At 32.1% G+C, this 23,528-nt stretch carries 19 protein-coding genes and 2 tRNA genes; 18 read left to right on the top strand and 3 right to left on the bottom strand.

The features are described 5' to 3' along the window. Positions 1-1,849: 1,849 nt before the first annotated feature. A complete protein-coding gene (locus tag GOY13_RS02285) occupies positions 1,850-2,167 on the bottom strand; it encodes an NADH dehydrogenase ubiquinone Fe-S protein 4 (protein WP_175814206.1) in 318 nt (105 codons plus the stop codon). A gap of 155 nt (positions 2,168-2,322) precedes the next feature. Between GOY13_RS02285 and GOY13_RS02280 the strand changes: the two genes are divergently transcribed. The 8 genes from GOY13_RS02280 to GOY13_RS02245 all read left to right on the top strand — a co-directional run bounded on the left by GOY13_RS02280 (position 2,323) and on the right by GOY13_RS02245 (position 10,608). Then, positions 2,323-2,967: an alpha/beta hydrolase gene (locus GOY13_RS02280; RefSeq protein WP_175814432.1), complete on the top strand. Its 645-nt coding sequence runs from the start codon at positions 2,323-2,325 to the stop codon at positions 2,965-2,967. Positions 2,968-2,970: 3 nt separating this feature from the next. Continuing rightward, positions 2,971-3,783, top strand: coding sequence for an SDR family oxidoreductase (locus tag GOY13_RS02275; protein WP_175814205.1), 813 nt, complete (start codon positions 2,971-2,973; stop codon positions 3,781-3,783). Between the two features lie 365 nt (positions 3,784-4,148). Further along, a complete protein-coding gene (dnaE, locus tag GOY13_RS02270) occupies positions 4,149-7,484 on the top strand; it encodes a DNA polymerase III subunit alpha (protein WP_175814204.1) in 3,336 nt (1,111 codons plus the stop codon). 474 nt (positions 7,485-7,958) lie between these two features. Continuing rightward, the gene (gene rpsF, locus GOY13_RS03490) at positions 7,959-8,309 is read left to right on the top strand and encodes a 30S ribosomal protein S6 (RefSeq protein WP_369800354.1); all 351 of its coding nucleotides are present in this window, start codon (positions 7,959-7,961) and stop codon (positions 8,307-8,309) included. Next, positions 8,309-8,584 (top strand): 30S ribosomal protein S18, encoded by a 276-nt coding sequence (gene rpsR / locus GOY13_RS02260; protein WP_175814202.1) that lies wholly within the window; start codon positions 8,309-8,311, stop codon positions 8,582-8,584. The genes rpsF and rpsR overlap by 1 nt, the downstream gene beginning before the upstream one ends. A 7-nt stretch (positions 8,585-8,591) precedes the next feature. Beyond that, entirely contained in the window at positions 8,592-9,152 is a 561-nt protein-coding gene (gene rplI / locus GOY13_RS02255) for a 50S ribosomal protein L9 (protein ID WP_175814201.1), read from the top strand. 90 nt (positions 9,153-9,242) lie between these two features. After that, the gene (purB, locus tag GOY13_RS02250) at positions 9,243-10,535 is read left to right on the top strand and encodes an adenylosuccinate lyase (RefSeq protein ID WP_175814200.1); all 1,293 of its coding nucleotides are present in this window, start codon (positions 9,243-9,245) and stop codon (positions 10,533-10,535) included. Continuing rightward, a tRNA-Met gene (locus GOY13_RS02245) sits at positions 10,535-10,608 on the top strand. The genes purB and GOY13_RS02245 overlap by 1 nt, the downstream gene beginning before the upstream one ends. A gap of 1,196 nt (positions 10,609-11,804) precedes the next feature. Here GOY13_RS02245 and GOY13_RS02240 read toward each other — a convergent pair. Next, positions 11,805-12,080 carry a helix-turn-helix domain-containing protein gene (locus tag GOY13_RS02240; protein WP_175814199.1) on the bottom strand — a complete coding sequence of 92 codons (276 nt, stop codon included), beginning with the start codon at positions 12,078-12,080 and terminating at the stop codon, positions 11,805-11,807. A gap of 24 nt (positions 12,081-12,104) precedes the next feature. Further along, entirely contained in the window at positions 12,105-12,305 is a 201-nt protein-coding gene (rpmG, locus tag GOY13_RS02235; protein ID WP_175814198.1) for a 50S ribosomal protein L33, read from the bottom strand. A 151-nt stretch (positions 12,306-12,456) separates the two neighbouring features. Here rpmG and GOY13_RS02230 point away from each other — a divergent pair, with 151 nt between their 5' ends. The 10 genes from GOY13_RS02230 to GOY13_RS02185 all read left to right on the top strand — a co-directional run bounded on the left by GOY13_RS02230 (position 12,457) and on the right by GOY13_RS02185 (position 23,521). Continuing rightward, positions 12,457-14,229, top strand: a complete 1,773-nt coding sequence (locus tag GOY13_RS02230; protein ID WP_175814197.1) for an Rne/Rng family ribonuclease — start codon at positions 12,457-12,459, stop codon at positions 14,227-14,229. A gap of 88 nt (positions 14,230-14,317) precedes the next feature. Then, positions 14,318-16,237, top strand: a complete 1,920-nt coding sequence (gene dnaK, locus GOY13_RS02225) for a molecular chaperone DnaK (RefSeq protein WP_175814196.1) — start codon at positions 14,318-14,320, stop codon at positions 16,235-16,237. Between the two features lie 360 nt (positions 16,238-16,597). Then, entirely contained in the window at positions 16,598-18,022 is a 1,425-nt protein-coding gene (gene gatB / locus GOY13_RS02220) for an Asp-tRNA(Asn)/Glu-tRNA(Gln) amidotransferase subunit GatB (RefSeq protein WP_175814195.1), read from the top strand. Positions 18,023-18,557: 535 nt separating this feature from the next. Then, positions 18,558-18,884, top strand: a complete 327-nt coding sequence (gene rplU / locus GOY13_RS02215; RefSeq protein WP_175814194.1) for a 50S ribosomal protein L21 — start codon at positions 18,558-18,560, stop codon at positions 18,882-18,884. Then, positions 18,874-19,137 carry a 50S ribosomal protein L27 gene (gene rpmA / locus GOY13_RS02210; protein ID WP_175814193.1) on the top strand — a complete coding sequence of 88 codons (264 nt, stop codon included), beginning with the start codon at positions 18,874-18,876 and terminating at the stop codon, positions 19,135-19,137. Before rplU ends, rpmA begins: the two co-directional genes overlap by 11 nt. 15 nt (positions 19,138-19,152) lie before the next feature. Next, a tRNA-Ile gene (locus GOY13_RS02205) sits at positions 19,153-19,229 on the top strand. Between the two features lie 168 nt (positions 19,230-19,397). After that, positions 19,398-20,573, top strand: a complete 1,176-nt coding sequence (gene metK / locus GOY13_RS02200) for a methionine adenosyltransferase (RefSeq protein WP_175814192.1) — start codon at positions 19,398-19,400, stop codon at positions 20,571-20,573. Between the two features lie 1,317 nt (positions 20,574-21,890). Continuing rightward, on the top strand, positions 21,891-22,718 hold the full coding sequence (locus GOY13_RS02195; RefSeq protein ID WP_175814191.1) for a cytochrome c oxidase subunit 3: 828 nt from the start codon (positions 21,891-21,893) through the stop codon (positions 22,716-22,718). Further along, positions 22,719-23,204 carry a crossover junction endodeoxyribonuclease RuvC gene (gene ruvC, locus GOY13_RS02190; protein WP_175814190.1) on the top strand — a complete coding sequence of 162 codons (486 nt, stop codon included), beginning with the start codon at positions 22,719-22,721 and terminating at the stop codon, positions 23,202-23,204. A 50-nt stretch (positions 23,205-23,254) separates the two neighbouring features. Beyond that, positions 23,255-23,521: a BolA family protein gene (locus GOY13_RS02185; protein ID WP_369800353.1), complete on the top strand. Its 267-nt coding sequence runs from the start codon at positions 23,255-23,257 to the stop codon at positions 23,519-23,521. Positions 23,522-23,528 lie beyond the last annotated feature (7 nt).

Genomic DNA, 23,528 nt, shown 5'->3' with positions numbered 1-23,528 from the left:
AAATTAGAGGGAAAGTGTTTTTAAAGAAGTTTAACTACGCATATGAAGAATCAACTGAAGGCATGCAGAAATGTCCAAGAAAGCCTTTTTATCTTCTATTCAGTACGTTAATCGAATGTTCAGAAAAGCTCTATTTTTGAGAGTGTACTTACACTGAATAAGCAAGTAAATATCTTACTAATTATAATTCTTCACAGACAATTGGTAGTATCTCTTCTAGCGTTAGTTAACTGCTTATTACTCTAAATTGCTAAGTCTCTATTACTGATATTATTCCTTGAGATTTACTGTTTGTAATTTAGTGCTTAATCATTGTGATTTTTATTTGTATTGTATTCTAGTTTTTGCTAACTTTTTGAACATCATTTGTTACTCTCTGCTTTTTCAAGGTTTAAAATTTATTTTACGAATTACTATACATATAAATTACTCTAAAGTATTATTAAATTTTTTTAAACTTATCCTTACTCCTACGCTACCTTCTCTATGATCTATAGACATTAGTGGAAAATAATTATATCAGTATTGAGTGATGTTATTACTTCTATAGGTTATTGGAACCTTAATAAGAGCATCATATACACTTTCAAAAACCTTTTTCTTTTCTCCAAAGGGTACAGCCTATCAACTTTATTAAGGATTTCCTCCTTTGATTTTTTACTTTATGTCCTAAACTTCTTTTTACAATACTTCGTAATAACTTTGGATTATCTTGATTGCCAAGGTTATCAATCGGCAATTTAGTCTTCTTATATTATGGCAAATTGTAAATAATGTCATTAAGCTCTCTTGTGCCTAAATTATTTAAGAGTTTTCAAATTATCTATTCAGATACTGAGAAATTTTAACTTTTATCAATTAATGAATTAATCATAGTATAGCATAATTTTGTTAGTTAGTTGGATAAATATTATTTTTAGTTTGTTATGATTAAAATTATCAAATGAATCTCTTAGTTTGTCTCTCTTAAGAGTTGGAACTAATGCTTAAATTTAATAAATAGTTCTTTAGTGAAGAGTATTTAAGTGTTTTGGACTAGTCTACTTTTTAAGTTAGGTATGGCATTTTTATCTGGGTTAATTCCAATTATCTCTAGAGTTAAGAGTTGGTTTCTATGTAGAGATAAAAACAATAATTTTCAGTTTTTTCATTTAATTCTTAAGCTAAGGTCTGTATTTAGTATTAACAATGTCAATGTTGCAAGGCTGGAAGCTAGTTGTTTATTGAGTATTTTTTACATCTGTGGCTGCTTATTGCTGTATAGATATAGTATTAGCAAAAGTTCTAGCTATTTTTATGAGATTCCTTATAAGGAATTTAGTAAATACACTTGATGTAATATATCACTAATGATATTTTCTTTATCCTTTAAGGAACTTTATGTTACATACATAATCTGTTTTGCTTTCTTAGAAGGGAAAGTATGCAAAGTGCAATTGTATTGTATGCATTCAATACTTCTAGCTATTTGCATTACAAACTTCAAGTTTTAGATTTTCATCTTTAATGAGGTTAATAATGGAAATGATAAAAATAACTCTAACTTATTGCAGAATTTTGCTAGGTATTAATATTTCATTGCTTTTATTGCAAAATAATATAAAAACAGTTTTATATGATTTATTAATAGAATTACTATATATGACAAGGAAATGATAATGCTATGTTTTTCTTAGTGCTTCCCCTTTGTTCTCTTAAAGAGAAACAATTTCTCTTAGAGAAGTTTTTAAAAGTATTCATTTCTACAAATGAAAATTTTCTGAGAGAGCTGCAATTATTTTTCTCTACTCAAATTAGTCAGTTTGTTAGCAGGACAGTATCATTCTTCTATCAGAATAGCAAACTTTATTTATATTAAAGTTACCTGAGACTTTGATGTAAAGTTACTTGTATAAGATTTAGGTAACCTCTTGATGCTCCTTGGCATTTCAACTTTATACTTAACGTTGCGTCTTTTTGCGTAAGATATTGCCTGTTCAAGGGAATCAAACTTTAATATAATTTGTTTTTTTGTATTTTTTGAACCAACCCATCCCATCAGTGGTTCAATATAGTAAGAATCTGGATTAGTAGTTTTTAGATACCAGAAGCGTGTATTACCTAAGCCAGATTGTGTTACAGTTTTTGTTGGTTTATAAATCTTTAAAACTATTTCATCAGTATTCATAGTTTCTTTTAAATAAACTAAAATATATATCTAAATAATCCTTTGTGAAAACTTAGTTTCTTTCACCTTGTATTAATACAATATAGCATTGAATATAGCTTTTACAGAACTTTAAATTAATGTTAGATAAAGATATAAATAAAAAAAAGGGAAAAATGATTAAGCTAAAAAGTATGGAGATTTGTGGAAATAGAGATAGAGAAAATTTGATTGTTTGTTTACATGGGTGGGGATCGAGCGGTAGTAATTTTATTCATCTTGCTAAGATTATGAGCAAATCTTTACCTAGTTCATGTTTTATAGTACCGGATGCTCCGTTTAAAAGAGAAGTAGGTAACGGTTATCAGTGGTTTAGTTTAGAGAATCGCAGTGAAGAAGCATTATACAATGGAGTAGAAAATGCTACATTAATAATAAATCACTTTATTGATACAGAATTAAAAAAGTTTTCCTTAAAAGATGCACAACTCTCTTTAGTTGGATTTTCCCAAGGAGCGATGCTTGCAATAAACACAGCTCTTACTCGCTCTCAATCTTGTGCATCGGTTGTTATGTACTCCGGTAGATTCCTTTCCCCTTTAAAAGTTGCACCAAAAATCAAATCAAAACCTAATGTTTGTGTTATTCATGGAGATGCTGACAATGTAGTACCTTTTTCTTCTCTTGGTTTAGCAGTTAAAGCTCTAGAAGAAAATGATGTAAGTGTTGAGGGATATCCAATGCATGGATTAGGGCATATTATCAATGAAGAGGGAATAAAGTTAGGTGTAGAGTTTATCAAGAGAAATTTTAAGAGCTAATTTATGTACTTATTTTGCTTTGGTTATGGGTATGTAGCTAAATTTTTATCAAAAAATTTGCTAGATTTAAATTGGAAAATTGGTGGTACTTCAAGGGATAAAAACATGCAAGACATTAATCTCTTTAATTACGATAATGTAGATAAAAGTGCTTTTCATGGTGTAACACATATTTTAGTTTCTATTCCTCCAGGTGGCGATGATGTACTAGAAAGATATGGTCATTATTTTCAAGATATCAAATGGCTTGGATATTTGTCTGCAACTAATGTTTATGGTGATCATGCTGGTAATTGGGTTACAGAAGAGTCTGAAACACGGCCTGTGGAAAGCAGAGGAAAAAATCGTCTCAAAGCTGAAAAAAAATGGCTGGATAGCAAACTACCTGTACATATTTTCCGTTTATCTGGGATATACGGTCCTAGCAGAAATGTGTTAATTGATTTGAAATTTAATAAAGCAAGAAATGTACGAAAGAAGGGTCATCTTTTTTCTCGTATCCATGTTAGTGATGTATCTAATATTCTATTTTCTTCCATGCAAAATAAAAAACCTGGAGAAATATATAACTGTGCAGATGATCTACCTGCTACACAATCAGAAGTAGTAGCGTATGCAGCTAGACTACTAAACATCAGTGTTCCGAAACTAGTAGAAATTTCCTCTTTGCCAAACTATGTACAAAGTTTTTACTTAGGATCAAAAAAAGTAAGTAACTTCAAAATTAAAAAAGATCTTAATATCTCTCTGATCTATCCTAGCTACAAAATAGGGCTGAAAAAGTTACATTTTGAGGAAACGAATTACTCCCAATGAAGTAGATATACTATCCTGAGGATGTATTATCAAAGTAAGGTACTGCTGGATTTTTAGTGAAACATTATTTTGTATGAAACAGTTTTACTTAACCTGTAACTGTTTGTGTATTGCTTTTAGCACTTTATAAAAATATTCTAAGGCTTTTAGATAGGTAAAAATCTCTTATAGAGGAAGGCAGTAAAGTTGTAACATGATATCATGGTAGAAAATTAAGCACCTTTCATTTTGAAATAAGGTGTAGTAGATAGATTACAAAGAATCTTTTTTTATATCTTGTGTAAGCTTCTATTTCAGTGATATGGAATTGTATCACTGCAGGTAGATTAATGGTATTCTTTATATTACTGATTTAAAGTTTTTTTATGTTCATACATTTGCGTGTTCACAGTATTTATTCATTGCTTGAGAGTTCAGTTAAAATTGAGGAATTAATCAGACTTTGCTTACAGTATAGAATGCCAGCAGTTGCAGTCACTGATTCAGGTAACTTGTTTGGCTCGCTTGAATTTGCAGAATATGCAGCAAGTAGCGGGATACAGTTAATAGTGGGATGCAATATTATAGTTCGTCACTCAGAGCAAAATTTACCTATATTGTTACTCGCAAAAAATGAGAAGGGGTATACAAATTTAGTCACTTTAGTAAGTGAATCTTTTAGAAAGCGCAAGAACAGCAACAGTATTTCTCATGTTGATTTTACTGAATTATTAAATTTAAGTTCAGGTCTAGTAGCTTTAACTGGTGGATATGACGGAATACTAGCTCAACTCTTATTGAAGAAAGATGAAGAAACAGTAAAAAGACTATTATCAGCGTTCAATGAACATTTGTATATTGAATTACAGCGTCATGGTCTTAATAAGAATTTAGAACTTGAAGAAATCTTGATAGGATTTGCTTACCAGCACAATATACCACTCATTGCAACGAATGATGTATTTTTTCTGAATAGGTCTGACTATGAAGCTTACGAAATATTAACTTGCATATCAGATGCTGATTATATTCTAGGTGATAATAGAAAAAAACCAACCGTTGAACATTATTTTAAGTCTGTAATAGAAATGGAGGAGTTATTTAGTGATATTCCTGAGGCAATTTATAACACTTCAGTAGTAGCTAGACGATGCTCTTACATGCCGAAGAGCAGACAGCCTATTTTGCCTAAATTTTCTTGTAAAGAGAATAGAACTGAGAATGAAGAACTAAGAGAGCAAGCGATTACAGGGTTAGAATTGCGTATTGCAAATCAAACAGACATAGATCTTGATCAATACTATAGCAGGTTGAATTATGAACTGAACGTGATAACCTCGATGAATTATTCTGGATATTTTTTGATAGTTTCTGATTTTGTACGCTGGAGTAAAGCAAATGGCATTCCAGTTGGTCCAGGAAGAGGTTCTGGTGCTGGGTCAATTGTTGCCTGGGCACTGCGGATTACAGAACTTGATCCGATGAAATTTGGCCTTATCTTTGAAAGATTTTTGAATCCTGATCGTGTATCAATGCCCGATTTCGATATTGATTTTTGTCAAGAAAAGAGGGACTTAGTTATTGATTATGTTCGTAAAAAATATGGTTACGTTGCCCAAATAATCACCTTTGGAAAATTGCAAGCAAGAGCTGTACTACGTGATGTTGGCAGGGTATTACAGATGCCTTATGCTCAAGTAGATAAGATATCTAAGATGGTTCCATTTAATCCTGTAAATCCTGTAACTTTATCACAAGCAATAGAGCTTGATCAAAATCTCCAAAAAGAACGAGATAGTGATAAAGTGATTGCAAAACTCCTTGATATCTCTCTTAAACTTGAAGGAATATGTCGTCACGTTTCAACTCATGCTGCAGGAATTGTGATATGCGATCAAAAATTGGAAAATTTTGTTCCTGTTTATTATGATCCAAGTTCTACCTTGCCAATCACTCAATATAGTATGAAATATGTGGAGAAAGCTGGGCTAATAAAATTTGATTTCCTTGGACTTGGTACGCTAACGCTAATAGACCATGTGTGCCGTTTAATTAGCATTAATGGGGAAAAAATTGATATTTCTTCAATTTCTTTAAATGATTACAGAACCTATGAAATGCTCTCGAGAGGTGATGCAATTGGGGTATTTCAGCTTGAAAGTTCTGGGATGAGGGAGGCTTTAGTTAAGTTAAAGCCAGATTGTATTGAGGATATCATTGCTTTGATCTCCCTTTATCGCCCAGGGCCTATGGACAATATTTCAACTTATATTGCAAGAAAACATGGACTTGAAAACCCGGATTATATTCATCCGTTACTAGAAGTAGTATTAAAAGAAACATTTGGAGTGATAATCTATCAAGAACAGGTAATGGAAATAGCACGTGTTCTTTCTGGATATAGCCTAGCTGAAGCAGATCTGCTAAGGCGTGCTATGGGTAAGAAAATCAAGGAAGAGATGGATAAGCAACGTCAGCTTTTTATTCAAGGTGCAGCGAAAAATGGTGTTGATTATGATAGAGCAAGTTATATTTTTGACCTTGTTGCAAAATTTGCTGGTTACGGATTTAATAAATCCCATGCAGCTGCGTATGCTGTAATATCTTACCAAACAGCTTACCTTAAAGCTAACTATCCATTAGAATTTTTTACAGCATTGATGAATTTAAATATCAGTGACAGAAATAAATTAAATTTGTTTTACCATGCTGCAAAGCTTTGTGGGATTGTTGTCCTTCCACCTAACATAAATAAATCTCAAGCTCTATTCTCGATAGAGGGTAAAAATATACGCTATGGTATTGCTGCTTTGCGTAATGTTGGGTTCTCTATAGCAGAGGGAATAGTGAACAGAAATTCAAATACTTATCAAAATATATGGGAATTTATCAAAAATTCTAGGAGTTTAATAAATAAAAGAGCACTAGAGAGTTTAATTAAGGCTGGAGTGTTTGATAATATACATCAAAACAGAAAACAGTTATATGAATCAATGGACAAATTGATTTACTTTGCGAATAAAAATAGGCAGGATAAGGAATCGAACCAGACTGTTTTGTTTGATAGTCTTGATGTTTTAAAGCCTAAACTTGAAGATGTGAAGGATTTTAGTGAGGATAAGAGATTAGAATACGAGTTATTTTCATTAGGATTTTACTTAACCAATCATCCACTTGAAAGATTTAAGACTCTCTTAAAAAAATTAAACATTGGGTTTATTGGAGAGAGTAGAGCAATGAAAACTGCTGGTGTAGTATTAAGTGTACGTATAAGAACCTCAGAGCACGGAAGATTTATCATACTCACACTTTCTGATCCATATAATGTTTCTGAAATAGCATTTTACAAAAATGAAATAATAGAGAAGAAGAGGAATCTATTTTCACCAGGTACGTTTGTTATAATTGATCTTGAAATTTCAGAAAATATGACAAGATTGGTGGGAAGTGATATATATGAATTCACAGAAAGAATTACTTCTATAATTAAAGGGTTAGTCTTAACTGGGAGTGCAGATTCACGAAAAGTTGCTATAGAATTAAATTCAGTATTAAAAGATGGTGGTATAGCGAAAGTAATGTTAGAGCTCTCTTTTGAGAAGAGTAAGGTAAGTATTTTGTTACCGAACACGTATTCAATTACTCCTCAGGTTATTTATGAGATATCTAATTTAAGTTGGGTTAAAGACATGGAGATTAACACAAATAGCTTGCTTATATGAAAAGGTTCTATATAATGAAATATTTAATCCGTACTTAGGGGAGATATAGTGAGTCTTTACGAGTTTACTTTTATAGTGCAGCAGAGTTTATTACAGCAAGAAGTAGAAGAAATGGTTCAAGAATTATCTCTCTTATTTAGGAGTATTAAGAATGATATTATTTTTCAAAAAGTCAAAGGCTTTCTGGAAAAAAACAAGCTTGCGGAGCAAGAACTAGAAGTAAGCTCTAAAGCTGTTCAAGAGAGTTTAGTTGATTATTCTAATTTCTTGGAAAATTTTTCAAAAATTTTATGGATTGAGCTGAAGGAAGATCTTTCAAATTTAAAAGAAATCAAATTGAGAATTGGTAAGGAATTGAAAAGTGAATTAAAAGGTTTGGGGACAACACAGGGTTTTATAAAACTTTTAGAGGGTAATAAGCAAATTTCTAAGAGCTCATTCATTCATAACGTAGTAAGTGTTTTAAAAAAAAACATCTCAGATAGTTTAGCAAAGATTTTTCAAGATACTTTGAAGGATCATGAAATAGTAAACTTAGATCAGTTGAATGAAACGTTGAAAGTGCTTTTAGAAAATATTGAAGCTTCTGGGTTGGTAAAATATGAATATTGGGGGTTACTAGACTTCGCATATCCAATAAACAAAATGAAAAGTGGTCATTACTGTATGATGTGTATAGGTTCTACTTCAAGTATTATGAAAGAATTTGTACGTAGAGTAAAGCTTAATGAGAATATTATTCGCCACCTATCTATACAAGTTGACAAATTTTTTGAAGGTAAATCTTATATGATGAATAGGCAAATTGAGGAGCAAAGTTTCTAATGGTAAAGAAACGGAATAATTTTAACGATTCCTATGTGCCTGCGAATAATAGAGCTGGGTTTAGGCGTCCTAAAATTTGTCCTCTTGCTGCATCTAAGGATGAAGATATAGATTATAAGAATACTGATTTGTTATCTAAGTTTACCTCTGACTATGGTAGGATATTACCTAGAAGGCTAACAAATGTGTCTGCAAGAAAGCAAAGGAAATTGCGGTTAGCAATTATAAGAGCACGTTTTTTAGCCCTTGTTCCATATTGTACTAGAAAAATTTAGGTGATTTATGTTGGTGATTTTAAAGGAAGAAATAAGAACTCTAGGTAAGTTAGGTGAGGTTGTGAAAGTGAAGCCTGGTTATGCACGTAATTTTCTTTTTCCACAAAAGAAGGCAGTCAGAGCTACTAAGGAGAACATAGCAAAACTGGAAGAGCAACGTTCCTTTTTAGAAAGTGAAAATATGAGAAAGTTAAGTTTAGCAAAAGAGCTAGCAGCGTCTCTTGCAGATGAGTTTGTAGTATTAGTGAAGCAAGCTTCTGAAGATGGCAAGATTTTTGGATCTGTAACTACTAAGGAAATTGCAAAGTCTTTGTTGAAAGTTCATGAAATTGATCATCGCAAGATATCTTTTAATGGGCTAAAAGTAAAAAATTTAGGTGAATATCAAGTTAATATAGAACTTCATAGCAAGATAGTTATACCAATTACTGTGTATGTTGTTAGGTCAGAAATGGATGCATATGAGTTGAGACAGGCAAAATTGCGAAGACAAAAGCTCCAACAGCAAGAAGAGCATGGACAGGACTTAAGCAAGGAGGGAACTAGTGATAAGGTTAATCATAAGTGAATTTCTGATTTTGTTTGCATGAATGTTTTTATAGCTAAATTGATATTACCAAGTGCTTAACACCCGAATAAAATTTGAGGTTTTTTTTCAATGATTCCTCGTTATAGTCGCAAAGAAATGTCTTCTATCTGGAAGGAAAGCAATAAATTTGATATATGGCTCAAAATAGAAAGATTAGCCTGTGAGGCTCAAGCGAAGTTAGGAGTGATCCCAAATTATGTTGCTAAAAAGCTTTCCAGCACTATTGTATTTGATACTGAACGTATCAATGAAATTGAATTCACTGTAAAGCATGACATTATAGCTTTTTTAACTTATATTGCTGAAAAAGTCGGGCTTGATGTTCGCTACCTTCATTATGGGATGACAAGTTCCGATGTATTGGATACATGTCTCGCTGTGCAGGTAAAAGAATCATGTGATCTTCTACTTGAGAATTTAAAAAATTTGCTTGCAATATTAAAAGAAAAGGCTGAGGGCTATAAAGATACTGTATGTATTGGGCGAAGTCACGGAATGCACGCAGAACCGACAACACTTGGGTTAAAATTTGCTAGGTTTTATGCAGAGTTCAAGCGAAGCTACCAAAGGTTGGTTAATGCACAAAAAGAAATCTCAACTTGTAAAATGTCAGGTGCAGTAGGGAATTTTGCAAATATTGATCCGTTTGTTGAAGAATATGTAGCAGAGAAGATGGGTCTTATACCTGAAACTGTTTCGTCTCAAGTGATTCCTCGTGATAGGCATGCTATGTTTTTTTCAGTTTTAGGTATTATTGCAAGCTCAATAGAAAATGTTGCTATTGAAATCCGTCATTTGCAAAGAACTGAAATTGCAGAAATCTCTGAGTATTTCTCCACTGGACAAAAGGGAAGTTCTGCTATGCCACATAAGTGCAATCCTATTTTAAGTGAAAATTTGACTGGGCTATCGCGTTTAATACGAAGTTATATATTTCCTGCATTAGAAAATGTTGCATTATGGCATGAACGTGATATTTCACATTCTTCTGTAGAGAGGTGCATTGCTCCTGATGCTTGCATAGTGATGGATTTTGCCTTAGTGCGATTAACAGATCTAATAGATAAATTAGTGATTAATAAAAAAAATGTTGAAAAAAACTTGAGCTCTTCAAAAGGTCTAATTTTCTCGCAACGTGTGTTGCTTGAGTTAGTACGTAGTGGTTTAACAAGAGAAGAAGCATATGAAATTGTTCAAAGTAACGCGATGAAGGTGAAACAAGATAATAGTGATTTTCTTTCTGAATTGAAGAAAGATGAGTCTTTGTTTAAAGTTATTGATTCTAAGAAGCTTGAGTCTTTATTTGATGTGAGTTATTATACAAAACATATAGACTATATGTATAGTAAGGTTTTTAATTAGGCTGAGTAGCTCAGATTGGTAGAGCAGGAGGATCATAATCTCTTGGCCGTGGGTTCAAATCCCTCCTCAGCCACTAGTCATATTTTACAAGTTTCTTTCTATATTTATTTTAGTGTGATATAAATTTACTATAATAGTATATATTTTAGTGTATCTACTCTTAAAAAGAGTATGTAGTTATGATTTTACTATGATATTTTTCAGGTATATCATTTAAAGACTAAATCTACTTATGAGCTATAAATGAGACTGTGATACCTTATTGTTAAGGTAAGTAGAAAATGTTAGGAGTTAGATTTAGATAATGAGCCATGATCTCAGGTGGAAATTTATCAGTTTTTCTGATAACGATTACCTGTTTTAGTAAAATTAGAAGTAGCATGTTATTTAAAAGTAAAACGTATATGGACAAGTAGAGTCTAATAATCCTTAATTACCTTATTTAAGGTAAAAAGATCAGTATGTGTTTCACCTTTAACTTAGACTTCTAGTTTTATTAGATCAGCTAGTATTTGTTACTTGTTGTTAACAAGACTATTTTTATATAAAAATAAATCATACTAGCATGTATTTTCTGTGTTTTTAACAAAACTAGGCCTGTGAAGTATCAACATGGCGATCTAAATTCACTGAGGCAAATTACCTACAAGATTTAAAAGTGGCTCATAACTAAAGTTTATTATTATTGAAATAATCAGAGAGAGTTCTGTTTTATATTATAATTTCATGCACTTAGTAAAAATGTAAGCGTATTGTTGCTTTAATATTGCGTAAGATTGCCTTGTCATAGGTGTTTATAGTTTATTTGTTCTTCACTTTAGTAGGAAAGGTTGTGCAGCAGCTAAGTCCTAAATTGCAATATCTTGTGTGAATATTGATACAGCACCTTATTCTTTGAGCTGCAGATTAAAAAAATGGGCTGTAAAGCATTAAGATTTAACATAAGCAAACTCGAGATAAGATACATCATGCCGATAATTTTAAGTGGCAAAAATACAGTGATAGTGCAAAGGAAATGGAGAGATTTTGATCAATATTATAAGAACTATACTAGCAGTTTGTTTAATCTGGAAGACTATTATTCTTCAGATCTATGCTTAGTAGTCTAACAGCTTTTGATATTTATACTTATAAATACTGAAACAGAATTTTTAAAATGGAAACTTTTAATTAGTTCTCTCATGATTTGGTTTATTCGTTAAACCCTATTCAAAAAGTTTTTATTGGTACTATTGTAGTAGATCAAATGAAAGTGAATAGTAAATTTCATTACATAGATTCAGAATTATCCCTTATTTCTATGCATATATCTTGACCAAGTGTGACTAATAAGTTAAGCATGTACTCTAACGAAAACCCTTCAATTTTTGACTTATTAATTTGAGATACTTTGGGTTGGTCAATTCCTAAGGCGGTTGCTGCTTTCTTTTGTGTTTTGTATTTTTTACTTATTAGCTGTGCAATGATTTTTATCAACTTCAGTTTTGTGCTTTTTATGTTATTCAGTTCTATCAGTATTGGATAATTTAATTGTAGATCTTGCATGACAAAAAACTTTCTTGTAGAGAATTACTTTAATCTTTCTTCTTTAAATAAAACATGCTTCCTGACTACCGGATCGTATTTTCTAAATTCCAGTTTTCTAGTGAGTTTTTTGGGATTACGCTTTTTTATATAAAAATAACCTGTTAGTTTTTTTTCACCTGTGCTTATTCTTTTGGTTGCACTACTAACTAACTTAACAAGCAAAGAAACATTTTTTTTTGCCATATTTAATATAATAGTATAATTCTTCTATAATTTTATCACACAGAACAGTAAAAGTCAACTACTTTATACCTTTTAGGTGGTATAGATCGCAAGATTCTTGACAACCTGTGGTATGTTGATAATATAGAGTTAAATTCAGAACGAAAGGCAAGTGGCAAGTAGTGGTAAAAGGTTACTGTTAATAGAAAATTCTATCTGTTCTGATGAAGTGAGAGTTGCTTTGTCAGTTAATAATAAGGTTGTAGAATTTGAACAAGAATTTAAAGAGAAAAAACAGTTAAGAGGTAATATATATGTTGCCTATGTTAAGCGTATAAAGCCTTCTTTACAGGCTGTATTTATTGAATATGGTAAAAATAAGCAAGGGTTTTTATCTTTTTCTGAAATATCTCCAGATTATTTTAACATTCCAGAAAAGGAAAAAGAAGCTCTCTTTGAGAATTACTCAAGTAGCGATTGTGTAGAGGAAAATAGTGGTACATCAGCAAATATCTCTTTAGATTCTACATCTAATAAAAATATTAATGAGTCCAGTGGTAGTTTTGTAAAGGAGGTACCTTTATATAAAAAATACAAGTTGCAGGATGTTATTACAGTTAATCAAAAAATGTTAGTTCAACTGACTAAGGAGGAACGAGGTAACAAAGGTGCCTCATTTACAACTTATATAACTTTAGTAGGTAGGTACTGTATTTTTATGCCAAATTCTATAAATAGAGGTGGGATATCTCGAAGAGTTGAAGATTCTAATATTAGAAAGCAATTAAAAGATATACTCGATTCAATAAACTTACCAAAAAAGTCAGGTTTAATAATAAGAACTGTTGGCTCAGGAAAAAGCAAAAAAGAGATTGAACAAGATTATAATTATTTATTTTCATTGTGGCAGGATATTCAAAAAAATGCTTTTTCTGCAAATATTCCATCCTTGATTTATAATGAAGCAGATTTAATTATGAGGTCCATTCGTGATCTTTGTAGCAATGATGTAGAAATTATAGTATCTGGAAAGGAGGCTTTTGAGTCAGTTAGACAATATGCTGAAAATGTGTTAAAAGGCAGTAAGTTACGTTATAGGTTGTATAGAGGGTTTATCCCAATATTTACTTACTATGGAATTGAGGATCAAGTTTCTGAGCTATATAGCAATAGAGTAAAATTACCTTCTGGAGGTTCATTAATAATAACTTTAACTGAAGCATTTGTTTCAATAGATGTAAACTCTGGGAAAATGACTGGGGAAGATAGCATAGAAGAAACGGCTTATAGAACTAATATGGAGGCAGTGCCTGAGATATCAAGGCAAGTGAATCTGAGAGGTTTATCAGGGCTAATAGTAGTTGATTTTATTGGTATGTTAAAATATCAGTATTGTAGAGCTGTTGAGTTTGCTGTCAAACAAGCATTTAGAGATGATAGGGCTAGGGTTCAGCTTAGCTACATAAACGACTTTGGTTTGATGGTATTTTCAAGGCAAAGGATTAAGCCAAGCATACAGGAAATTAACACTATAGAATGTTTTCACTGCAAGGGAGTTGGCAAAGTAAAATCAAATGAAGTAATTTCTGCATCAATATTAAGAGAGTTACAATATATTGCTAGTAAGAATCGAAGTGGATCATTTAATTTAACAGCACATGGATCAATTATTGCACATATTTTTAGTAATAAACGCGATACGGTTTCTACAATTGAAAAAGAGTTCAATATCAAATTAAATGTTAATGCTGATAATAATTTAGGTATAGATGTGTTTGTTTTAAAGCGTGGTGATGATGTCGATTCAAACGAGTGTAAGCCACTGCAAAACTCTGGTTATAAAATTGAAAGTAGACGTGATGAGAAAAATGATGATTCAAGTGAATTACAAAATAATTTTTGGTTAACTAGATGGCTTTCACGTCTTTTGAGCTCTAATAGCTAACTAGAAATCCTAAATGGGGCTTGTAATTGCCAGGTTCTATACTTATATATCCTATGTTAGATAATATTATTTATAAGGGAGTTTTATTATGGGAAGAGCAATAGGTATAGATCTTGGGACGACGAATTCTTGTGTTGCGATAATGCAGGGTAAAGACGTAAAAGTAATAGAAAATAAAGAAGGAGCAAGAACTACTCCATCTATAGTTGCATTTACTTCATCAGGTGAAAGACTAATTGGTGCTCCTGCAAAAAGGCAAGCAACTACAAATGCAAGTAATACCTTTTTTGCTACTAAGAGGTTAATAGGCCGTCAACATAGTGATGCTGAGATAAAGAATCTAAATGTGCCATATAAAGTGTTTGCAGCAAGGAATGGTGATGCATGGGTTAAAACAGATAATAGTAAAGAGTACTCTCCTAGTCAAATTGGTGCATTCATACTGCAGAATATGAAAGAAGCAGCAGAAGCTTATCTTGGAGAGGAAGTAAAAGATGCTGTAATAACAGTACCAGCATATTTTAATGACTCACAACGTCAAGCAACAAAGGATGCAGGGAAAATTGCTGGGTTGAATGTGCTTAGGATAGTTAATGAACCTACTGCTGCTGCTCTTGCTTATGGTCTTGATAAGAAACATGGACATACAATAGTGGTATATGACCTTGGTGGAGGCACATTTGATGTCTCTATACTTGAAATAGGTGATGGAGTTTTTGAGGTAAAAGCAACGAATGGAGATACCCACCTTGGTGGTGAAGACTTTGATGACACAATAGTAGATTATTTATTAGACGAGTTTAAGAAAAATAATGGTATTAGCTTAAAGAATGATCCAATGGCCATGCAAAGGATCAAAGAAGCTGCAGAAAAAGCAAAAATTGAGCTATCAAGTGCAATGGAAACTGAAATAAATCTTCCATTCATCACAGCTGATGCAAGTGGTCCAAAACACTTAAATATGAAGTTAACAAGGGCTAAGCTTGAAAGCTTAGTCAATGATTTAATTGAGAAGACTATGATCCCTTGTAAAAAAGCTCTTGAAGATGCTGGCATTTCTTCTAGTCAAATTGGCGAAGTGGTGCTTGTTGGTGGAATGACTCGTATGCCAAAAGTAATAGAAAAAGTTAAAGAGTTCTTTGGTAAGGATCCGCATAGAGGTGTAAACCCTGATGAAGTTGTAGCAGTTGGAGCTGCAATACAAGCTGGAATTGTTCAAGGTGATGTAAGGGATGTATTATTACTTGACGTAACACCACTTTCTCTTGGTATTGAAACCTTAGGAGGGGTGTTTACTCCACTTATTGAGCGTAATACTACAATCCCTACTAAAAAGTCTCAAGTGTTTTCAACTGCAGAGGATAGTCAAGCTGCTGTTACTATAAAAGTATATCAAGGTGAAAGAAAATTAGCAGTTGATAATAAGCTACTTGGCCAATTTAGTTTAGAAGGGATACCACCTGCTCCTCGCGGAATTCCTCAAATTGAAGTAACGTTCGACATAGACGCAAATGGAATAGTACATGTTTCTGCAAAAGATAAAGCTACTGGGAAGGAGCAGAAGATACGTATTCAATCTTCAGGTGGGTTATCCGATGATGAAATAAGTCGTATGGTAAGAGAGGCTGAAGAGAAGGCTCAAGAAGATGAGGAACGTAAAAAATTTATTGAAGTGAAGAATCAGGCAGATAGTTTAATCCATTCTACAGAAAAGTCTCTTAGGGAGTATGGTAATAAAGTTCTCCCAGAAGATAAATCTGCTATTGAAAATGCAATTAATGAGTTAAAGGAAGCTGGTAAATCTGATATAATCAGTGACACTAGTTTAATACAGCAAAAAATTGCTGATCTTTCTCAACTGTCTATGAAGCTTGGAGAAGTGGTATATAAAGAGTCTCAAAGGCAAAGTGAAGAAAACTCCTCCAATTCATCCATGCCTAATAGTGAAGAAGGAAAAGTAGTAGATTCTGATTACCAGGATATGGATAAAAAGGAGGAAAATAAATAGTGTTGTATTCGTTATGGTCATTTGAATAGCACTCTTTATCTAGTTTGTAAGTTCATTTTAAGTTATATAGTAATAAAGATTCTTGAGAGATAGAAGGTACCAGTTTTTTGACTATCCAGTAATTTAGTCTCCAAATAAGTTGAAAGAACTAAATAACTTTGACGTTACAAATAAAGTGCCCTAAATAAAGTTGCTAAGTGATTTTTATATTTCTGCTTAAGACTATAGCATTCCTTTACAGGTGATAATTTTTTAAGCTTTAAGCTAAAAAATTAAGATAAAGATATAAAAATATGAATTTTATTTTGACTTTTTGTGCTAATTTTGTAAAATATCAAGGTTATTGTTTAAATTAAATGGATGACAAAGGAGAATTGGGAGGCAGTAATTGGACTCGAGGTTCACGCTCGAGTTTCTTCCAAGGCAAAACTTTTTTCTAGTTCATCAGCCAAGTTTGGTGCTGAGCATAATACTCAAGTTTCTTTAATTGATGCAGCGATGCCAGGCACATTACCAGTACTGAATTACTACTCTGTAGAACAGGCAATACGAACTGGTCTTGCGCTTTCTGCAGAAATTAATAAGTGTTCCCACTTTGATCGAAAAAATTATTTCTATCCTGATTTACCGCAAGGTTATCAGATAACTCAGTTTTTTGAGCCAATAGTTAAAAACGGCAGAGTGTTTATTGACAATAATAAAAAAGGGATAAGGATTGCAAGGATTCATTTGGAGCAAGATGCAGGGAAAAGCATTCATGGAGAAAGTAAAACTTACGTTGATTTAAATCGTGCTGGGATTGCTTTAATGGAAATTGTTTCAGAACCAGACCTTAGGTCATCCATAGAAGCTGCAGAATTTATGAAAAAACTGAGGCAGATTTTACGTTATGTTGGTTCATGTGATGGGGATATGGAAAATGGTTCACTTCGTTGTGATGCAAACGTTTCTGTTCGTCTAAAAGGCAGAAGCACATTTGGCACTCGTTGTGAAATAAAAAACCTAAACTCAATACGCTATATTGTTCAAGCTATAGATTGCGAAGTACAAAGGCAAATTGAGATTTTAGAAAATGGGGGAGAAGTAATTCAAGATACTCTATTATTTGATGTTGCTTTGGGAAAAACAGAGGTGATGCGTAATAAAGAAGATACAGGTGACTATAGGTATTTTCCAGAGCCTGATTTACTGCCTGTTAAAGTAAGTCAGGACAGGATTGATCTAATTAAGTCGTCTTTACCTGAGTTGCCGGACCAAAAAAAACTTCGATATATTAATGAATTTGGTATCAACGAATGCGATGCAGATGTTATCATTTCTGATAAGGCGATTGCTGATTACTTTGAGGAGTTGATAAAAAAACACGATTCAAAGCTTGTAGTTACTTGGTTGACTGTAGAGCTTCTTGGTCGTTTGAATAAAGCTGGTATTGATATTGTACATTCACCAATTAAAGCAAATGACTTATCAAGACTCCTGGATTTTATTGTTGATGGAACTATATCTGCCAAACTTGGTAAGCATATTTTTGATATTATGTTTAAGACTGGCAAATCTGCTTCTCTTATTATAGAAGAGCATGGCTTAAGGCAAATAACTGATAAGAATCAGATATCAGAAGTTGTTGATAAAGTCGTTAATGATAACCAAGATAAAGTCCAAGAATATAAAAGCGGCAAAATAAAATTGTATAGATTTCTAATTGGTGAAGTTATGAGACTTACTAAAGGAAAGGCTAATCCTGATGTTGTAAATTCGATTTTACGTAAAAGATTAAGTAATTAGCTTTATATTAAAGGCATATCTGTAATATTTTAAAACTTATGCTCTATACATTTATGTATAGCAATGTAGACTTATTATTTTTTATCATCTATGCTGATATTTGTAAAATTACATAGCCATGAAGCATAAGCACGAGATATATTAACATGTGTGAAAAGAGAATACATAAAAATTTAATTATATTGTTGATACTAGTAGTAAAAGAGAAGTGTTTAGGTAGAGTATAATACATATTAAATAGCAGGTGCTGGTATTATATGTCAAAGATGAAAGGACAACGCTTTGCTTCACTTGATTTATTAGAAGAAAGAGATGATATAGAAAAATATTATTAAAGCACCAATATCAAGGTTAATACTAAAAGTGTATATTATTGTTATTATGTTGTTAAACATCAATCAGAGAACTTTGTGGTTTACTTATGGTGCATTCCTGTCATTAGAACTGTTTTTTATATGTTACATGGAAATTATTTGCCTTGACATCCTGTATAGCATACTCAAAATTAAGATTAATAGTGAAATTGTATATTTATATGTTTGCGGTGATTGAAACAGGTGGGAAGCAGTATTTAGTAAAAAAAGGTAGTGTAATAAAGGTAGAAAAATTAGAGGCTGAAGATGGAAAGGAAGTAGAAATTAATAAGGTAGTTTGCCTTTCTTCAGATGGCAGTTTATTTTATTCACCTAACGCTATTGTTAAAGCTAAAGTACTTGAGCAATGTAGAGGGCAAAAGCTTCTAATTTTTAAGAAGAAGAGAAGGAAAAATTATCGTAGGAAAACTGGTCATAGGCAGTATGTAACTGTTCTTTGTATTAATGAAATCAATCTTCAAGAGTCAGAGGTGAAATATGGCAACTAAGAAATCAGGTGGTAGTTCCTGTAATGGCAGGGATTCTAAAGGTCGTAGGTTGGGAATAAAAAAGAATGGAAAGGTTATTTCTGGTAATATAATTGTTCGTCAAAGGGGGACAAAGTTTCATCCTGGGAAAAATGTTGGTATTGGTAAAGATCATACGATTTTTGCTCAAGTAGAAGGATGGGTTAAGTTTAGAAAATCAGCAAATAAAAAGGCTTTTATTGATATCTTGCCTGTAGACAATTTACAAGCTTAAGTTTAAATAAGTCATGGGTCTGTAGCTCAGCTGGTTAGAGCACGCGTCTGATAAGCGTGAGGCCGGAAGTTCAATTCTTCCCAGGCCCACCAGTCTTTGCTTTAACGTTGTTTCTGTATCTTCTAGCACTTCTTCTAATTTAGAGATGAAGTTAAAATACTTTATAGATTAAAAGTAATACTACCTTTTATATCTTAAGTTTATTCATCTAGTAATTGCTAACTATATTATTTATAATAACTTTAGTTGTACTAAAAAACATGAAGCATAATTTATATAGATATTTTATAACTAGTGAATCAGTTGCAGCTGGTCACCCAGATAAGGTAGCAGATCAAATTGCAGATGCAATACTTGACGAATACCTTCTCGCTGACCCTGCCTCACGAACTGCAATAGAAACTTTAGTTACTAAGAATAATGTTATTATAGCTGGAGAAGTATTTGGACCTAATATTGAAAGTAGCAGAATTGAGGATATTGTAAGGGACACAATAAAAGATATTGGTTATGAACACGATGGCTTCCACTGGAGAAAAGTAGGAATAAATATATTTCTTCATGAGCAATCAGATGATATTGCAATTGGTGTGAATCAAGGAGCTGGCGATCAGGGTATAATGTATGGTTATGCAACAACAGAGACAGAGAGTCTTATGCCAGCACCTATTTTTTATGCACACTTAATTCTGAAAAATATCATGAATGCAGTTAGAGAAATAAAACTTGGACCAGATGCAAAATCGCAGATTACTTTGGTATATGAGAACAACATCCCTGTGCGTGCTGAGAGTATTGTTGTTTCAATACAACACCCAGAAAACTTGGATCAGATAAAAGTTAGAAGAATAATTTACCCTTATATAGTATCATCTTTACCAGAAGGGTGGATGTGTTCTGAGAAGAACCTTCTAGTCAATCCAACTGGTAGATTTGTTATTGGTGGACCAGCTAGTGATTGTGGATTAACTGGAAGAAAAATTATGGTTGATACTTATGGAGGATATGTCCCACACGGTGGAGGATCATTTTCCGGAAAAGATGCAACAAAGGTTGATAGATCTGCAGCTTATATGGCAAGATACCTTGCCAAAAATATTGTTTTTGCAGGTTTAGCTAAACGTTGTCTCGTGCAGCTTTCCTATGCAATAGGTATATCAAAGCCTACTTCATTTTATATTGATACATTTGGCACAAGTGAAGTAGACGAGAAAAAAGTTAAAGAACTTATTGAGAATAATATAGATTTGTCAACTAAAGGCATCATCAAGCATCTATCACTCACCCGCCCTATATATAAATGCACAGCCTATTATGGGCACTTTGGTAAAAGATCAGGAGAAGATGGTACATTCTCTTGGGAAGATACAAATTTGTCTGATGCTCTCCGTAAGGAATTCAACATTAGAAACAAAGAAATTTCCTTGCATTGCTAAAATTCATAATTTAATTTGATAATATTATACTTATTTAATAGTAAGTAAGGTACTAACTAGCTTTTTATAACAATAGCCCTATATTAACAGAAATTTTATTTATAAATAGGTAAAGCATATAAAGAACGAAAGAAGATTCTATGATGTGGATATAAAAAATCACAAGGTCTCATTGATAAAGCAAAAGAATACTCCAACAATGTTGAGTTGGAAAAAAGTGTGTGGATTATAGGAAATCCAAACTTTAATATCGGAAAGGGTTTAGTATATTAGTAGTAGTGCTGTACCTATGCTTTGTTAATTTTTGCAGATAAAATTTATGATACCTAAAATAATGAATAGACTGATATTATGAGTCAGTTTTGTTCAGCTTTTACCATCTTCTTCGTGTATACTACATACTATAATTCTGTTATTTGAATATTGAGTAGACCTCAGGCATGTTTTCTATATATGTTAAGCAGTTATTTATTGTGAAAGATAACACAATGCTAATAATACAGTAGCAAAAATGGCTAAGATTTTTTAGCACTGATGTAGTAAAGTATAATGATGACGTAACAAGAGTTATAAACAGTATATAATGGATCGAATAATGATGAATGAAAAACATGTAGAACATTTTTAAAAGGAGGTTTAGAGTTAAAAATGCATTTTAATGAATCTCTACCGACTCTAACATAAAACTGCTCATTCAAAACTCTGCTTCCAGTGTTTTGTGTACTTAGTAATACTGAAAGTTGCTGTTGTTAATCCTTTAAGAGGTGTAGTTTAACAATTTTTTTTACATGTAGCGATATTATTTGTAGTATCATTAATTATTCTGTTGGGATATAGGATGATCATAAATATAATTACTAACTTTTTGTGCCATGGTCCAATGGTAAACATGACTTGTGATAAGTCTTTTGTATAATCCATGTCCTATACATAGTGTTTAAGGTATGGAAAATCTCTTTTCTATTTCAATATTATTAATTTTTTTTATTTATCTTGTATCGAGTTATCTATGAAGCTATAATGGTTTTATATTTATATTCGTTTATATAAAGGCTATTACTTCTATTTGGAAAGTAGTTTTAAAAAGCTGTAGGTATGGCAGGTAATTTGATTCTTATAACGCAATTTAATATCATATGAATGCGTTTGCCTTAGAAAATACTGTTAACGAATGTTATAAAAATTATGTGAAAATAAAAGAGTAGGATGATTAGGTTATTAGAGTAGGCTTACAATTTTATAAAATTGATCAGTTTTTAAGTATCATTGATAATTTTTAGTTAATTCACATGCTTAATCTTTGTTTTTGAAGGTAATATGAAAAGTAAAGAACATGATTTTCATTTAGTAAATCCAAGTCCTTGGCCAATTTCTCTATCAGCAGCAATTCTTGTTCTTGTACTGGGATTAGTTGGTACGTTCCATAAACAAATTCCTGGAATATTTGGTTTGATTTCAGGAATCTCTGTAGTATTAGTAGTATTGTTCTATTGGTGGGCAGATGTAATAAAAGAAGCCATTTATGATCAATGCCACACTGCAGTTGTAAAACATGGGCTCAAAATTGCAATGTGTTTATTTATCCTTTCAGAAATTTTATTCTTTATAACGTTTTTTTGTTCATTCTTTAAGTCCTGGCTTGACCCTGTTTTTTTATTCGAAGCATTTTCTCCTAAAGATAGAATTAAATGGCCTCCTAGTGGAATCTTACCGCTTGACCCATGGTCATTTCCATTCATGAGTACATTAGTGTTACTGCTTTCTGGTACAACAATCACTTCCGCACATCACTTTTTGCTTGAAAGTGATAAAAGAGGTACGATTAAAATGTTATTTATAACTATATTGCTTGGAGTGTTTTTTATGATAGTGCAAGCAATAGAGTACAGTGAAGTAAATTTTTCTCTTAAGAGGGGAAGGGAAGAGTTGATCTATGCATCCAACTTTTATATGATTACGGGGTTTCACTGTGTACATGTTATAATTGGAATAATATTCTTATCAGTGTGTTTGTTTAGAGCTTGGAAAGATCAATTTACACCTCAAGATCATTTATGCCTTGAATTTGCTTCTTGGTACTGGCACTTTGTAGATATAATCTGGATATTTGTGTTTATATTTGTATATTGTTTAAGTATTCATTAAATGACTAGAATAATAGGTCTTGATCCTGGAATAAGTAAGACTGGGTGGGCTATTATTAACCTGAATGGGAAAAGTATTGAATTTTTGGCGGGTGACACCATATCAACCGATAGTAAGCTTAGCATAGGTAAACGTCTTCATATAGTTTTCAAACAATTAAAAAAAGTAATTTCTCTATATTCCCCAGATGAGGCTGCAGTAGAGAAAATTTTTGTCAATCAGAATCCAAAATCTTCGCTAACTTTAGGATATGCTAGAGGAATTATAATTTTAGTATCAGAAATGACAGAACTTATTGTTAATGAGTATGATGCAAACTATGTAAAAAAAAGTATTACCGGGAATGGCCATGCTAATAAGAGTCAGGTCATATTTATGGTAAAGCAGATGGTTGACAACTTAAATATAAAGTGTCATCATGCTGCGGATGCTCTTGCTATAGCAATTTGTCATGCTTATAAGAAAAGTTCTGATTTCATTGAATAGTTTTTTATGAGATTCAGTACTTGAGTATCGTGGTGAGTATTATTAATCTGATGGAGAAAAAAGTACGAAATGCAATAGATATAGTTAGTATTAATATTATTGATGAGTCTATGAAGCATGTAGGTCATTATTTTCATTCGTCTTTAACATTTCCTTCACATATTAAACTAATATTAGTATCTAACAGCTTTGTAGGGATGAATACTATGAAAAGACATAAGTTGATTTGTAAATTACTAAAAGATGAGATAAAACTGATACATGCGATTTCTTTTCATTTTTATACGCAAAGTGAATATAATCTGAAAAATAGATAGCAAAAGT

This window comes from Wolbachia endosymbiont of Cruorifilaria tuberocauda, from assembly GCF_013365475.1.
Classification (GTDB): domain Bacteria; phylum Pseudomonadota; class Alphaproteobacteria; order Rickettsiales; family Anaplasmataceae; genus Wolbachia.
Note: the sequence above shows the minus strand (reverse complement) of the source record. Positions and strands in the feature narration are given on the sequence as shown.